This is a genomic window from Nocardia sp. NPDC059236 (assembly GCF_042754085.1).
Classification (GTDB): Bacteria; Actinomycetota; Actinomycetes; order Mycobacteriales; family Mycobacteriaceae; genus Nocardia.
Window position 1 is genome coordinate 595,982 of record NZ_JBHZAF010000002.1, and the last position, 15,607, is coordinate 611,588.

At 69.4% G+C, this 15,607-nt stretch carries 8 protein-coding genes; 3 read left to right on the top strand and 5 right to left on the bottom strand.

From position 1 onward, the window contains the following. Nucleotides 1-5: 5 nt before the first annotated feature. The 4 genes from ACFXIV_RS07900 to ACFXIV_RS07915 all read right to left on the bottom strand — a co-directional run bounded on the left by ACFXIV_RS07900 (nt 6) and on the right by ACFXIV_RS07915 (nt 9,900). Nucleotides 6-3,623: a protein kinase gene (locus tag ACFXIV_RS07900; protein WP_379421223.1), complete on the bottom strand. Its 3,618-nt coding sequence runs from the start codon at nt 3,621-3,623 to the stop codon at nt 6-8. Nucleotides 3,624-3,804: 181 nt separating this feature from the next. Next, nucleotides 3,805-5,958 (bottom strand): 3-hydroxyacyl-CoA dehydrogenase NAD-binding domain-containing protein, encoded by a 2,154-nt coding sequence (locus ACFXIV_RS07905; protein WP_379393282.1) that lies wholly within the window; start codon nt 5,956-5,958, stop codon nt 3,805-3,807. Between the two features lie 37 nt (nt 5,959-5,995). Beyond that, on the bottom strand, nt 5,996-7,207 hold the full coding sequence (locus ACFXIV_RS07910; RefSeq protein WP_364621314.1) for an acetyl-CoA C-acetyltransferase: 1,212 nt from the start codon (nt 7,205-7,207) through the stop codon (nt 5,996-5,998). Between the two features lie 257 nt (nt 7,208-7,464). Further along, nucleotides 7,465-9,900, bottom strand: coding sequence for a DNA polymerase III subunit gamma and tau (locus ACFXIV_RS07915; RefSeq protein WP_379393280.1), 2,436 nt, complete (start codon nt 9,898-9,900; stop codon nt 7,465-7,467). A 425-nt stretch (nt 9,901-10,325) separates the two neighbouring features. Here ACFXIV_RS07915 and ACFXIV_RS07920 point away from each other — a divergent pair, with 425 nt between their 5' ends. Continuing rightward, nucleotides 10,326-11,159 carry a hypothetical protein gene (locus ACFXIV_RS07920; protein WP_379393278.1) on the top strand — a complete coding sequence of 278 codons (834 nt, stop codon included), beginning with the start codon at nt 10,326-10,328 and terminating at the stop codon, nt 11,157-11,159. A gap of 106 nt (nt 11,160-11,265) precedes the next feature. Next, entirely contained in the window at nt 11,266-12,561 is a 1,296-nt protein-coding gene (locus tag ACFXIV_RS07925; RefSeq protein ID WP_379393276.1) for an ammonium transporter, read from the top strand. Between the two features lie 111 nt (nt 12,562-12,672). Here the strand turns inward: ACFXIV_RS07925 and ACFXIV_RS07930 are convergent, their stop codons facing one another. Further along, nucleotides 12,673-13,602 carry a neutral zinc metallopeptidase gene (locus tag ACFXIV_RS07930; RefSeq protein WP_379393274.1) on the bottom strand — a complete coding sequence of 310 codons (930 nt, stop codon included), beginning with the start codon at nt 13,600-13,602 and terminating at the stop codon, nt 12,673-12,675. Nucleotides 13,603-14,005: 403 nt separating this feature from the next. On the opposite strand from ACFXIV_RS07930, the gene ACFXIV_RS07935 reads away from it, so the two are divergent. Next, complete coding sequence (locus tag ACFXIV_RS07935; RefSeq protein ID WP_379393272.1) at nt 14,006-15,607, top strand: DUF2207 family protein; 1,602 nt, start codon at nt 14,006-14,008, stop codon at nt 15,605-15,607.

Sequence of the window (15,607 nt, forward strand, 5' to 3'; positions counted from 1 at the left end):
GCTGTTCAGAGCAGCGAGTCGAGAAATCGGCGGGGCAGCTCCGGCGCCTCGGTATCGGCGTCCAGCGGCATCTCGTGGCGCATGGTGCGCAGGATGTTCACCACGCCCGGCCCGGCATCGAGCAGCGGCCGGGACCAGCCCAGCCCGGCGCAGCGGACCACCACCGGGGTGAGCACCGCGATGGACTCCCCGAGCCAGCCGGAGACCGACAGGCATTCGGCCAGCAGCAGCGCCGCGTCGAGTTCGGCGCGCGGCCGGTGCTGTTCGCGGATGCGCGAATACAGGGCGCGGGCGCGCTTGACCGCGGTGTCGTCGGCGCCGAGCGGGGCCAGGTCGTCGGTGGCGCGGTCCTCGCCGCGGTAGTGCCGGGCCAGCAGGGCACGGATGGTGGCGATCTCCTCCGCCTCGGCGGCCAGCGCCGCCGCGCCGGTGGCGTGCCGCAGCGCGCGGGCCATCGGATCGGTGACCAGGCCCGCGGTCAGTGCATCGGCGGGCAGGCCCAGCCGCAGGCGCTCGGCCCGGACCTGGGCGGCCAGGCGGGTGAGCCGGCGGTCGGCCGCGATGCGCGCGCCCTCGTCCAGGCGCGCCGCGGCGGTCTGCAGGTCACCGCGGACCGCCTTCACCCGGGCTCCGCTCACGAAGATGGTGACCAGGAAGTCCACCGGGCCGACCCGGGCGGTCAGTTCGTGGCTCTGATCCAGCAGCCGCTCGGCGCTGTCGAGGTCACCGCGCCGGTAGGCCACCTCGCCCAGCAGCGCGGCCGCCACCCGCGCCGAGTTCGAGCGGGACCCCGCGCGGTCGCGGGCGATCTGCCACGCCTGCTCGAAACACCGGGTGGCGGTGTCGATATCGAGCTGCTCGTAGGCGGCGTCGCCCTGCGCGCAGCGGCCGAACACCTCACCCAGCGGATCGGCCGACCGCACGTGATAGGGCGCGGCCCACTCCTGCATGTCCCGGGCGCCCTCGAAGTCGAAGTCGCACAGGCGCACGAAGGAGGCCAGATTCGCGGCCGTCGACACCGTCCACGCCGGGAGGTCGTCGGCCAGCTTCAGGCATTCGGTGATCTTGTCGAGCACACCCTCGGTGCGGTCGCGGGCCACCTGATCGGCCGCGGCCAGCACCGCCGCCTGACAGCGCTGGTTCACCGCCTCGGCGTCGTCGGTGCCACTGCGCGCCAGCATGTTCGACAACCGCCCCAGCGCGGTCCGGGCCGCACCGGACTGCTGCAGGTTCACATTGGCCCGGGCCAGCGCCATCAGCAGCTTGCTACGCGAAGTCACCTGCTGCACCGGCAGTTTCGACACCGTGCCGAACAGGGTCGCCAGCCGGGAGCTGTCGATCAGGTCCATGCCGCCCTTCTCGACCAGGTCCAGCGCGTACTTCAGATCGGTGGCGGCCAGCGCGTGATCGACCGACTGCTTGATCAGATTGTGCTCGGCGAACCAGCGGGAAGCCTTGCCGTGCAGCTTCTTCAGCTGCCCGGGCTGGGCCCGGTCCAGGCGGGCACGCAGGTGCTCGGCCACCATCGGCTGCATCTGGTACCAGCTCGGATCGTCGGCGAGCCGGTGCACGAACAGTTCCCGCCGCTCGGCCTGATCCAGCAGATCGGCAGCGTCCTTCGCGCCGGACAGCGCCTCGGCCAGCGAGGCGTTCACGCGTTCGGGAACCGCTATGGCACTGAGGAATTCGAGCATGCGCGGCTCGATGGTGTCGAGCACGTTCTCGGCGAGGTACTCGCGAATCGCCTTGTTGTCGCCGGAGAGTCCGGTGATCAACCGGTCCACGTCGTGATCGGCCGACCGCAGCGAGAGCCCCGCCAGCTGGATCGCGGCGGGCCAGCCGTCGGTGGCGGTGTGGATCTGCTCCACCTGCCGCTCGCTCAGTTCCAGCCCCATGCGCTCGACCAGGATCTGCCGGGTCTCCGCCTCGGTCAGCCGCAGCTGACCGGATCCGATCTCCACCAGTTCGTCGGCCACCTGCAGGCGGCTCAGCGGCAGCCCGGCCCGCTCCCGGCTGGTGATGACGAAACGCAGGTCGTGCGAACAGTTGTCGAGCAACGACTCCATCACTCGCTGCGCCCCCGCGTCGGTGATCCGATGCCAGTCGTCCACCACCACGACCACCGGGCTCCCGCTCGCGTGCACCTCGTCGATCAGCGCCGACACCGCGTACGGCACCGCCTCGGCGGGCCGCTCCTCCAGCAGCTGCTCGAGCCCCGCGCCGATCTCCGGCCGCACCTTGCGGATGGCGGCGATGATGTGGGCCAGCAGCCATACCTCGTTGTCGTCGTCGCGGTCGATGCCGATCCAGGCCACCGCCACCCCGCGATCGGTGAGTTCGGCGCACCACTGCGCGGCGAGGGTGCGCTTGCCGAATCCGGCCGGGGCGTGGATCACTGCCAGCCGGCGGCGACCGCCCGCGCGCAGCGGTTCCAGCAGCCGGGGGCGTGGTACCGGCTCGCGGGCCGGGGTCGGGGGCAGGAATTTCGTTGCGGCCGTGGGCGGCAGCGTATTGCCGACGGCCCCGAACTCGGTGGTGCCGGAGGCCGCGAACACGGCGCTGGGATTGCCCTGCGGCCGCAGCGTCAGCGAGCGGGTACGCGGGGCGGTGACCACGGTGTGCGTGCGCCGGCGCGAATATGTCCGGGTGGCAGCGGAATCCGTGCCGTCCACCCCGGGCTGTTCACCCTCGAGCAGCGCCATCTCGTCCGGGACCTGCCCGTGCTCGCCCTGCACGGTCCGCAGCAGCTCCCCGAATTCCACGGCGCTGCCGGGCCGATCACGCGGATCCGGCGACATGGCCGCCTCGATGGCCGCCGCCACATCGGGCGGAATCTCGAGCTCCCGCAGATCCGGCACCGGCTGGCTGGTGATGCGCAGGAACTGCGCCACGATCTTCTCCCCGGCCTGCCGTTCGAAGGCGGCGTGACCGGTCAGCAGCGCGAAGAGGGTGGATCCCAGCCCGTACACATCCGAGCGCACGGTCGGCTCGTCACCCTTGAGCACCTCGGGCGCGGTGAACGCGGGCGAACCGGTGATCAGACTCGTCGAGGTGCGGAAACCCCCTGGGATACGGGCGATTCCGAAGTCGGTGAGCTGCGGTTCCCCGTAGCGGCTCAGCAGCACATTCGCCGGTTTCACGTCCCGGTGCAGCACTTCGGCCCGGTGCGCGGTCTCGATGGCCCCCGCCAGCTTCACCCCGACCCGCACCGAATCCGTCCAGGACAGCGGCCCGCTGTCCCGCACCACCTGTTCCAGGGAACCACGGGTGGCATAGGGCATCACGATGAAGGGCCGCCCGCGGGGCGTGACGTCCACCTGCAGGATGTCGACGATGTTCGGATGCCCCGACAGCCGGCCCATGGCGTGTTCCTCACGCAGGAACCGCTCCCGGCTCTCGTCGTCGATCTCGGTGGAGAGCACCTTGACCGCCACCACCCGGTCCAGGGCGCGCTGGGCACAGCGGTACACCACCCCGAAACCGCCCCGGCCGATCTCCTCCGCGTCGAACAGGCCCATGGCCTCGAGCTCGTCGTCGAGGGTCATGGGAAGGTAGGACTGCGTGGAGTCTTCGGGAGGGGCCTGCTCACTCCGCGAGCCGCCCGGGCGCGCCTGTGGATTCATCTGGACCTGCCTCCGGTGTTCTCCCGCGCATCTTCCAACGTAGCGCGGACCGCACGGGCGTGTGGACCTTTCACTCAGCTCCGGGCGTCCCGTCCGGTCCTCTTCACACACCTGTAAAACACCCGGCCCGGGCCGCGTATTCGCGACCCGGGCCGGGTGTTTCAGCGCTGGAGCGCCGTTGTTACTTGCGCAGCGAAGCCGGAACCTCGAAGCGGCTGCCGAACTTGGCGGCCAGCTCGTCGGCGCGGGCCACGAAGGCCTGCTGTCCACCCGGGTAGCCCACGATGAACTGGTGGGTGCCACCGGTCCAGGCCGGGAAGCCGATGCCGAAGATCGAGCCGATGTTGGCGTCGGCGGTCGAGGTCAGCACGTTCTCGTCGAAGCACTTCTGGGTCTCGATGGCCTCGGCGAACAGCATGCGGTCCTCGAGGTCCTGCAGGGTGACACCCTCGGGGAGCTCGGTCGAGGTCTTGAAGGTGGAGCGCAGCTCCGACCACAGACCGGTGGCCTTGCCGTCGACGTAGTCGTAGAAGCCCGCGCCGCCGGCCTTGCCCTTGCGGTCGAACTCGCCCACCAGCTTGTCGAGGATCTGCGCGGTCGCGCCCGAGGCGGCGTCGATCTCGCCGCCGGCGGCGATGATCGCCTCGGCGGTCTCCTTGTAGATCTTCTGCATGGTGGTGAAGTTCAGCTCGTCCGACAGCTTCAGCGGCGCCGCCGGGTAGCCCGCCTGCAGACCGGCCTGCTCGATGGTCTGCGGGTCGACGCCCTCACCGAGCATCATGATGGCCTCGTTGATGAACTTGCCGATCACGCGCGAGGTGTAGAAGCCGCGCGAGTCGTTCACCACGATCGGGGTCTTGCGGATGGCGAGGGTGTAGTCGTACACCCGGGCCAGCGCCTCGTCGGAGGTCTTCTCGCCCTTGATGATCTCGACCAGCGGCATCTTGTCGACCGGCGAGAAGAAGTGGATGCCGATGAAGTCCTCGGCCCGCTTCACGCCATTGGCCAGCAGGGTGATCGGCAGGGTCGAGGTGTTGGAGCCGAGCAGCGCGTCGGCGTCCACGATGTCCTCGATCTCGCCGAAGACCTTCGCCTTGAGCTCCGGGTTCTCGAACACGGCCTCGATGACGAAGTCCACGCCCGCGAAGTCGGCCGCGTCGGCGGTCGGCTTGATGCGGTCGAGCAGGGTCTTCGACTTCTCCTCGGTGGTCTTGCCACGCGAGAGCGCCTTCTCCTCGAGCTTGACCGAGTAGTCCTTGCCCTTGTTGGCGGCCTCGATGGTGACGTCCTTCAGGACGACGTCGATGCCGGCCTTGGCGGTGACGTACGCGATGCCCGCGCCCATCATGCCCGCGCCGATCACGCCGACCTTCTTGATCTCACGCTTCGGCACGTCCTTCGGACGCGAACCGCCGTTGTTGATGTGCTGCAGGTCGAAGAAGAACGCCTGGATCATGTTCTTGGCGACCGGACCGGTCAGCAGGGACACGAAGTAGCGCGACTCGATCAGCGAGGCGGAGTCGAAGTCGACCTGCGCGCCCTCGATGGCGGCGGACATGATCGCCTTGGGGGCGGGCATGTTCTGGCCCTTGAGCTGCTTGCGCAGGTTGGCCGGGAAGGCCGGCAGGTTGGCGGCCAGCGACGGGGTGGAGGGGGTGCCGCCCGGGATCTTGTAGCCCTTGACGTCCCACGGCTGCACGCCCGCCTCGGGGTTGGCCTTGATCCACGCCTTGGCGGCCGGGACCAGTTCCTCGACGGAGGCGACGGTCTCGTGAATGAGGCCGGTGGCCTTGGCCTTCTGCGCGTTGAACTTCTGGCCCTGCAGCAGCACGCCCATCAGGCCGTTCGCGATGCCGAGCATGCGGGTGATGCGGGTGACGCCGCCACCGGCCGGGAGCAGGCCCAGGGAGACCTCGGGCAGGCCCAGCTGCACGGCCTTGATGTCGGCCGCGATGCGGTGGTGGGTGGCCAGGGTGATTTCCAGGCCGCCACCCAGGGCAGCGCCGTTGATGGCCGAAACCACCGGCTTGCCAAGGGTTTCCAGACGACGCAGGTCGTCCTTGATGAAGGTCAGTTCCTCCATGATGGCCGCGGCGTCCGCCGGGGTGGTCTGCATCATGTTCTTGAGGTCACCGCCGGCGAAGAAGGTCTTCTTCGCGGAGGTGATGACGACACCGGTGATGTCGTCCTTCTCGGCGACCAGGCGGTCCACCGTGGCCCGCATGGAGTCCTTGTAGAGCTGGTTCATGGTGTTGGCGCCCTGGTTCGGGTCGTCCATGGTCAGCACGACGATGCCGTCGGCGTCCTTTTCCCAGCCGATCATGTTCTCGGTCATTGTTTTCGATTCTCCTGAAGATGAAAGTCGGTGGGCGTCAGACGCGCTCGATGATGGTGGCGACACCCATGCCGCCGCCGATGCAGAGGGTGACCAGCGCGTAGCGCGCGTTGCGGCGGTGCAGCTCGTCGACCATGGTGCCGGTGATCATGGCGCCGGTGGCGCCCAGCGGGTGGCCCATGGCGATCGCGCCACCGTTGACGTTCAGCTTCTCGTCCGGGATGTTCAGGTCCTTCTGGAACTTCAGGACGACGGAGGCGAAGGCCTCGTTGATCTCGAACAGGTCGATGTCATCGACCGTCAGGCCCGCCTTGGCCAGCGCCTTGTGCGCGGCCGGGGTCGGACCGGTCAGCATGATGGTGGCGTCGGCGCCGGAGGTGGCGGTGGCGACGATGCGGGCGCGCGGGGTCAGACCCGAAGCGGCGCCGGCCTCCTCGGAGCCGACCAGCACCAGCGCGGCGCCGTCGACGATGCCGGAGGAGTTACCACCGGTGTGGACGTGGTCGATCTTCTCGACGTAGGTGTAGCGCTGCATGGCGACGGCGTCGAAGCCGCCCATGTCACCGATGCCGGCGAAGGCCGGGTTCAGCTTGCCCAGGTCGGCGGCGGTGGTGCCGGGACGCATGTGCTCGTCGTTGTCCAGGACGGTCAGGCCGTTGATGTCCTTGACCGGGACGACGGAGCGCGAGAAGTAGCCGTTCTTCCAGGCCTGCTCGGCCAGGTTCTGCGAGCGGACCGCGTAGGCGTCCACGTCGTCGCGGGAGAAGCCCTCGATGGTGGCGATCAGGTCGGCCGAAATACCCTGCGGCACAATGTAAGCGTTGTAGCTGGTCCACGGGTCCATGAACATGGCGCCGCCGTCGGAGCCCATCGGCACGCGGGACATGGACTCCACGCCACCGGCCAGCACCAGGTCATCGAAGCCCGAGCGGACCTTCTGGGCGGCCATGTTGACGGCCTCGAGGCCGGAGGCGCAGAAGCGGTTGATCTGCACGCCGCCGACGGTGTCGGGCAGGTTCGCGGTGAGCACGGTGGTGCGGGCGATGTCGGCGCCCTGATCACCGACCGGGGAGACGACGCCCAGGATGATGTCCGAGATGCGGTCCTCGTCCAGATTCGGGAACCGGTTCCGCAGCTCCTCGACCAGACCGGTGGTCAGGTCGATCGGCTTGACCGAGTGCAGCGAGCCCTTCCGGTTCTTGCCGCGCGGGGTGCGGATGGCCTCGTAAATGTAGGCCTCTGTGGTCATATCGGAGTTTTCCTCTCTTGGGTGCGCCGTCACCGCGTTGTGCGGGCAGTGCCATGGCTATAACCTCGCCGACCGGCCCCACGACCGATCGCCTAGACGCTGTACAAACAGCGTCCCGAGCAGGCTCGTTGACGCTCCGGAAGCCCGTACGCCCGGGCATACCTTAGAACCTCGCGAAACCGATACTCACGGCCACCCGATCATAATACCGAACTATGCGAACTCCGGTTAACTTAAGTTGCCCCGCAGGGGAACTGTCAACCCTCGAGAGATGTGGCCCCCAACTCCGACCGCAGCAGCGCTAGCGCCACCTCATCCGGGTCGCGGCGCTCCTCCGGAGGCACCGGCTTCGCCGACTCCTCCAGCATCTCCCGCTCCTCCTCCGGCGTAGTAGCAGGTGGGACGCCGTCATAACCTACCGGCGAGTAGTCCCCCGGCCCCGGATCGTCCGGAAGATCCGGCCCGTCAGGCAGCGGAATATCGTCCTCCGGCGGCGCGAACCGGGCACTGCTCGCATCGAACGGATCCCCGCCCGCCGGACCCGGATCCGCCGGCGCCGGAGCGGCGGGCGCCGCGGGTGCCGCAGTGCTCCCCCACCCAGCGGCCGCCGCGGGTTCGGCGACCGGTGCGGCCGCGGCCGCCTTGGCCTGACTCGGGCGCGAGAACTTCGGCGCGGCCTTCTTGGGCGCGGGCTGCCCGCCCGCCGGGGCCCGCCCCGCCACCTTGGCCGCCGATCCGCCACCGGCGGCCGGTCCCCCGACCTCCCACCGCACATCATGGTCGCGACCCAGCACGGCCCGGACCGCCGACCGCACCGCGTCCAGGTTCTGCGGCTGCGACAACCGCTGCGCCAGCGGCGCGTGCAGATGCGCGAAAACGATCGTCTCCCCTTCGACCCGCGCCACACTGGCGCCGGTCAGCAGGGCCTGCACCGCGGCACCGAAGTCCCGCACCTTGGCCCGGATATCCGCCCATGCCGCCTCGACCTCCTGCAGCACGGCGTCACCCACGGGCGCGGCGGCCGCCGGAGCAGCGACCTCGGCCGGTGCCGCGACCGGCTCGGGCTCGGGAACCGGCTCCGGCGCGGGAGTCACGACCGGCTCGGCCTCGGCCACCGGCTCCGCGACCGGCGCGGCCGCGATCGGATCGGCAACCGGCGCAACGGATTCGACCGCCACCGGTGCGGGCATGGGGTCAGCAGCGACCGGAACCGGCTGCGGCGCAGGGCTTTCCGCTACCGGCGTGGCCGCAACCTGCGGCGCAGCGCTGCCCACCGGGCTCAGCTCAGGCGGCCGGACCGCGGTGCCACCGGTGACGGTCTGCGGTGCGGGATCGGCGGCCTGCGCCGGCGCGGACGCCGTCTCGGCGGCGGAAGCTGCCGGTGTGCCGGACTTTTCGGCGCGCAGCGCGGCCAGGGCTGCGGCTCCGCGCCGGCGGTTGTCGCCGTCGGCCGGGGGCACGCCGGGAGCGGCGGACGAGGCCGCGGCCTGGGCAGCCGGGGCGGCCTGCGCCTGCTGCGGGGCGGCGGGGATTGCGCCGCTTGCCATTCGGCGCTCCAGCAGCTCGAGGCGCTGGAGGGTGGCGGTTTCGGCATCCGAGGCCGCCGGAAGAAGCATGCGGGCGCTGATGACTTCGAGCAGCAGGCGGGGGTTGGTGGCGCCACGCATGTCGCCGAGGCCCTCGTGCAGGAGTTCGGCGTGCCGGGCCAGGGTGGCGGCGCCGAGGCGCTCGGCCTGGGAGCGCATGCGGTCGATGACGTCGCCGGGGCCGGTGACCAGGTTGCGGTCGGTGGCGTCGGGGACGGCGCGGAGCAGGATCAGGTCGCGCAGCCGCTCGAGCAGGTCGGTGGCGAAGCGGCGGGGGTCGTGGCCCGCCTCCACCACGCGGTCGATGGTGCCGAACAGGGCCGCGCCGTCGGAGACGGCAAGTGCCTCGATGGCGTCGTCGATCAGGGCGACATCGGTGACGCCGAGCAGTGAGACCGCACGCGGATAGGTGACGCCGTCGGGGCCCGCGCCCGCCAGCAGCTGGTCCAGCACGCTGAGGCTGTCGCGCGGGGAGCCGCCGCCGGCGCGAATCACCAAGGGGTACACCGACTCTTCGACCTGCACCCCCTCCTGGTCACAGATCTTGCCGAGCAGTCCGCGCATGGTGGCGGGCGGGAGCAGCCGGAAGGGGTAGTGGTGGGTGCGCGAGCGGATGGTGGGCAGCACCTTGTCCGGCTCGGTGGTGGCGAAGACGAAGATCAGGTGGGCGGGCGGCTCCTCCACGATCTTGAGCAGCGCGTTGAAGCCCGCGGTGGTGACCATGTGCGCCTCGTCGACGATGAAGACGCGGTACCGGGATTCGGCCGGGGCGTAGAAGGCGCGGTCGCGCAGTTCGCGGGTGTCGTCCACACCGCCGTGGCTGGCGGCGTCGAGCTCGATGACGTCGAGATTGCCGGATCCGCCCGGGCCGAGCGCCACGCAGGAGGAGCAGACGCCGCACGGCTTGGAGGTCGGGCCCTGTACGCAGTTCAGCGAGCGCGCGAGGATGCGCGCGGAGGAGGTCTTGCCACAACCGCGCGGCCCCGAGAAGAGATAGGCATGACTGATCCGCCCGGTGTCGAGCGCGATACTCAGGGGATCGGTGACGTGCTCCTGACCCACCACTTCAGCGAACGTTGCCGGTCGGTACTTCCGGTACAGAGCCACGGGGAGAGGTTACCGGGGCGCACCGACAGGCGGTGCCGCGCCGCCGAGCCGGTCGTCCGGTACGCCACTTGTGTCCGGCCGTCCGCTCAAACTATGGCGTAGATCACACTCATTCCTGAGGCCCGATCAGAACCGACCGTCCCGAACGGATATCTCGACAATTCCCACAGCAAATTCTCAGCGTGTCCATAGCGGCCATTTGTCCAAGACCCCGGACCTGCTATGTCACCAGATACAGACTTACGTTCTGTTTCCACTCCAGAGATCCGACATAACGATCCAGTCAATCGATGCGGCAAGATCGCAATCGCTTGGCTACCGTGGACGACGGCAACTTCGGTAGCCAAACCTTCATCAGGTTGGTCGCCCCGGCCGGTCCCTCATCCCGGCCGGAGCACAACCAAATCCCCCGGAGGACATGCCTCGTGCAGTCGTGTGACGAGATTGCCGCAGCCTGGCTCTCCAGTACCGAATTCGCCGGCGATTCCGCCGCGGTCGGACTGCTCAGCCGGGCCATCAGCCCGCACGATTACGACATCCGGCGCGACTCCCTACCCGTGTCCGCCGCCGCAGATCCGACTACCGCGGGCGCGATTCTGGAACTGCTGCAGCGCGGCCAGGTGCCGACCCTGGCGGCGATCCACACCCTCATCGTGCAGAACGACATGCGGGCCGAGGCCGACCGCATCGAGCGGCTGGGCCGGCGAGCGCAGCGCAGCATCGACGATTTCGGACGGGTGCTGGCGAAACTCACCGACAACTATTGGATCGCGCACGGCACGGGTCCGACCCGGCGCGACATTCTGCTCTCCGAACCGGCGATCGCCCTGATCCGCGAGCGGGTGGGCGATATCCCGCCGACCGCCATCAAGCATCTGTGGCTGATCGAGCGCGCCCAGCGCGCGGGCTGGATCGCCTACAACGCCTCGCCCCGATCCCTGTGTGCCGGAAGGCGCTACCATGCCGCCCGGTACGGCAACCGGGTGTCGCTGCGGCCGGTGAACACCATCGGCACGCTGGTGGCGGCGTATCTGCGGGACCAGGTGGCCGAGCAGGGCCGCCCGCCGCGCTGGTCGGTGCTGGCCTACGAATTGCGCGACGATCGGGGGCGGCGCGTGTTCAACGACACAGCCGACGCCCGGGCCCAGCAGCAGTGGCTCGTGACCGCCGAATGGATGGCGCTCGACGACGGCAATCCGGTCCCCGGCCCGCGCGGATTGCGCGCGCTGACCAAAAAGGTCAAGGATCGTCGCAGCTAGGGCTGTTAACGGCAGGTATCCGAAGCCTCATTTTTGTAACAGCGCCTTAACGTGAGGATTCGGTAACTTCCACGCAACGCGATCACCGCGTGGAAGGAGTTACCGCATGACACCTCATCTCGACCCGGCGGCGACGGCCTGGCTGCTGGCCGCCACGGCGCTGGTGCTGCTGATGACACCCGGACTGGCGATCTTCTACGGCGGCATGGTGCGGTCCAGCGGTGTGCTCAACATGCTGATGATGAGCTTCATCTCGATTCCGCTGGTCGCGGTGGCGTGGCTGCTGTTCGGGTACAGCCTGGCCTTCGGGGATGACGCGGGCGGCGGGATCATCGGCGATCTCGGGCATTTCGGGCTGGCCGGAATCGATCCGAACACGCTGCACGTGGTGGACAACAAGAGCGGGGCGGCGGTGCCGGAGCTGTTGTTCGTCACCTTCCAGCTGACCTTCGCGATCCTGACCGTGGCGCTGATCAGCGGCGCGATCGCCGACCGCGCCAAGTTCTCGGCCTGGATGATCTTCGTGCCGGCCTGGGCGCTGATCGTGTACGCGCCGATCGCGCACTGGGTGTGGACGCCGGACGGCTGGCTGGCCAAGCTGGGCGCGCTCGATTACGCGGGCGGTCTGGTGGTCGAGATCGCCTCGGGCGCTTCGGCATTGGCCATGGCACTGGTGCTGGGACCGCGGGTGGGCTTCAAGACCGATGCCATGCGGCCGCACAATCTGCCGTTCGTCCTGCTGGGCGCGGGCCTGCTGTGGTTCGGCTGGTTCGGCTTCAATGCGGGTTCGGCCCTGACGGCCAATGGCATTGCCGCCGCGGTGTTCCTGAACACGCTGGTGGCGGGCTGTCTGGGCATGCTGGGCTGGCTGGTGGTCGAGGCGCGGCGCGACGGCAAGCCGACCACCTTCGGCGCGGCCTCGGGCGCGGTGGCCGGTCTGGTCGCGATCACGCCGTCCTGCGGCGAGGTGAACACCATCGGCGCGGTGATCGTGGGTCTGGTTGCGGGCGTGGTGTGTTCGTTCGCGGTGAGCTGGAAGTTCAAGGGCAACTACGACGATTCGCTGGACGTGGTGGGCGTGCACTTCGTGGGCGGCATCGTGGGCACGCTGCTCATCGGCTTCCTGGCCTCGGCGGTCATGACCGGTGGGCCGAAGGGCCTGTTCTACGGCGGCGGACCGGGTCAGCTGGGTAAGCAGGCCGTGGGCGTGCTGACCGTGGCGGCCTTCGCCTTCGGGGTGACCTTCCTGCTGGGCAAGGTGCTGGACAAGCTGATCGGCTTCCGGATCACCAAGGAGGACGAGATCGGCGGCATCGACTTCGCGCTGCACGCGGAGACCGCCTACGCCGAGGGCGTGCACGGGCACGCGCCGAGCCGGATCGGTAAGCCGCACGGGCACTGAGCTGTGCGATATTTCGGGCACTGAGCTGTGCGAAATATCGGGCACTGAGCCATCAGACATTTCGAGCCCCACTGCGTCGCGCAGCGGGGCTCGAATGCTCTGCGGTCCGGTTCAGTTCACCTTGCTCGCGGGGACGCTGAAGGTATTGCACTGGAGGGTGCGGTCCTTGTCGTACCCGGTCTCGAACCAGCCGCCCATGTTCTGGGCGGTGCCGTGGTCGCGCATGTCGCCGGGTCCGTCGCCGCGGTGGTAGGCGTCATTGCGGGCCACGCCGATCTGGGCGCTGGTCAGCGAGCCGCCATTGCTGGAGGACGACAGGTACATGCCGTCGAAGCACTGGGCCTGCAATTCGGTGCGGCGGGACAGTTCCAGGCCGGTGTCGCTGCGGGAACCGGCGTCACGGCGCTGCTGGTGCACCTTGCCGAGAATGCCGGACTGGGCCTGGACGTGGTGGCCGTATTCATGGGCGAAGACGGACAGGTAGACGACCCAGTTGTTGCCGAAGAGATCGGTTTGCAGCTGGCTGATCGGCATGTAGATGGTCATGTCCGCCGAGCAGTAGAAGGCCGCGAAATTGGTGCTGTTCCCGGTGCACAGGGTGGTGATTCCGGTGGTGTCGGCGGACACGTTCAGCTTGGGCGCCTCGAACGGCAGATTGATCTTGTCGAACAACGGTTTCCACGTGGAGTGCAGGCAGTCCGCCGCGGTTTCGAAGAACTTGCGCGCCACCTCGACCTGGGTGCCCCACGGCGTGTAGGCGCACTTGGCCGGCAGCAGCGTGTAATCGGCATTGGTGAGCAGCGGGTTGTCGGCCGTGGCCGCGACGCCGTGATTCTCGCCGGCATCCCCCGAGTAGCTGGTCTTGACGGTCGAGCCGGCATTGATGGAATTCAGGCCGGTGGTGATGGCGGTGCGCAGTAGCACACCGGTCACCAGCAGGACCAGGATTACCACCAGCACACCGACCCGGCCGCGGCGCGGCGGCGCGGGCCGGGTCATCGGGATCGCGCCGGTCGGCGGGGCGGCGGTGGGCGGCGGCATGGGCGCGCGGTAGGCGGGCCGGGCCGGGTAGCCGGGCGGCTGGCCGTAGCCGGGCGGCGGAAAGCCTTGGTGCGGTGGATATCCCGGCCGGGGCGCACCCGCAGCGGGCGGGGGCGGATATGCCGGGCGCGGGGATGGATACCCGGGCGGCGGCGGAGTGGGCCGGCCCGGCGGCGGCGAATATCCCGGCGGCCGTTGGTATCCGGGCGGCTGCTGCGACCCGCCCGGCGGCGGGGTTCCGCGCGGTGGCACGGGACGCCGGCCCGGGGGTGTCGGTCCGTGCTCGGACGGTGGGCGAGTCATCTCCCCCGCACCCCCTCGTTCCTCAGAGATAACCTGCCGGCTCCATAGACCTGCGACTTGCCGCTGAGGAAGGATAGCAAGCTGGCTAGAGTAGCCAGTCATGCAGATTTTTCGGGGGGCCGCCCTGGTCGCGCTGCTGCTCGCGGTGGCGGGTGTGGCGGCGCCGGCCGCGGTGGCGCAGCCGGCCGGTGTGGATATCACCGCCGAGGTGAATCTGGGCGACGACGGTCTGCTGCGGGTCACCGAAACCGTGAAAGTGCCCGAGGGCGGCGAGTTTCGGCAGGTGCTGCCGCTGCGGGTGCAGGTGGGCGCGGGCGTGCAGCGCGATTTCCAGGTGACCGACGTGTCCGCCGACGGGGACGGCGATGCCAAGGTCGCCGACGACCGGTTCACCATCGAGGCCCGGCCGGGTTCGGCCACCTTCAAGTACACCGTGCACAACACCGTCAGTGACGCTTCGGGCGCGCAGGTGTTCCAGTGGACCGGCGTGCTGAATACCGATGTGGCGTCGATCAATGCGACGGTGTCGAGCCCGAGCTTCCGCATGGGCATCACCAAGTGCACGGTGGGCCCGCCCGGAAATCCGCAGGACTGCGCGGATATTCGCGTGGAACCGGACGGGTTCGCGCATCTGGAGAAGACGGATCTGCACAAGGGCGACATCCTGGATGTGACCTTGCAGCTGCCGCCGAGCACGGTCAAGGCGAACGCCGATGTGCGCGACGACAATGCGCCCGGCGCCTTCTCGCTGACCGGTCCGGTGTTCGCCGCGTTCGGCGTGCTGCTGGCGGCGCTGGCGGCGGCGGCCGGGTATGTGGTGTGGTCGCGCCGGTCGGCGCCGGCGGGCACCGAGGTGCTCGATCCGCTGGTGCGCGCGGGCGACCACGTCCAGTTCACCTCGCCCGACGGGATGCTGCCGAGCACGGCCGGGCTGCTGCTCGACGGCCACGCCGACGTACCGGATATGGCGTCGACCGTGGTGGATCTGGCGGTCCGCAACTATCTGTGGGTGAGCGCTGTCGGCGATTCGAATTGGCGTTTCTCCCGGGTGAATCCGCCCGACGAGCAGCTGACGGCCTACGAGCGCGCGGTGTACGCGGCGCTGATTCCGGAGGGCGTCGAGTCGGTGCTGCTGTCCGAGCGCAAGGGCCGGGTGGATGCGAGCGCGGTGCGGGCGGCACTGATCGGGGATGCCGTGGCCGCCGGGGTGTTCATCGACCGGACCCGCCGGGGTTTCGAGTTCTGGCTCGGGGCCGGGCTGATCCTGCTCGGGGTCATCGCGACCGTGGCACTGGCTTTCGGCCCGCAGCGGCACGCCCTGGTCGGGGCCGCCATCGCGCTCGGCGGGGTGGCGGCGCTGCTGCTGCCGCGCTATCTGCCCGCCCGCACGGCGCTGGGCCGGGAGCTCACCGGTCGGGTCCAGGCCATGCAGCGCGGGCTGGACGCGATTGCGCCGCAGCGCATTCCGGCCGCCGATCAGGAGCTGGTGTTCTCCCGGGCGCTGCCGTTCCTGGTGGCCGCGCACCGCGGGGACCAGTGGGTGCGCACCTTCCGCGAGCTGGATCCGACGGCGGACGGGAGCCCCGGCCTGTACTGGTTCGGCGGCTTCGAGGGCGATCGCGCGCTGCAGCGTTTCGGCGCGCATTTCCCGTACTTCATCACGGCCGTCGAAGGGTTGTTCCGGACCGCCGACCAGCGCTGA